Raw genomic sequence first — 253 nt, 5'->3', positions numbered from 1 at the left:
GTATCTGTAGCTGCTGCGATGAACCCCGAACACTTGGCAGAGTGTGACCACAGGATAATGCGTTCTGAGTTTCCCGATTATCGAGAACAGTTCAGGGAGTCTGACATCAAGAGCGCGGTAGCCTTTTTTAATATTTCATTCTCCATTTCAATGCGTTGTAGCTTTTTCCTCAGCTTACGTATTTCGATTTGTTCTGGTGTTATCGGAGAGGCTTTTGGTGTTTTGCCCTGACGCTCATCACGCAGTTGTTTGA

General features: G+C 45.5%; 1 pseudogene. It reads right to left on the bottom strand.

Features of this window, described 5'->3' with window-relative positions:
• Positions 1–253: pseudogene (locus tag BFF42_RS21735) on the bottom strand (IS3 family transposase); the annotation flags it as partial.

The organism is Shigella sp. FC1661 (assembly GCF_001712525.1).
Lineage (GTDB): Bacteria > Pseudomonadota > Gammaproteobacteria > Enterobacterales > Enterobacteriaceae > Escherichia > Escherichia coli.
Note: the sequence above shows the minus strand (reverse complement) of the source record. Positions and strands in the feature narration are given on the sequence as shown.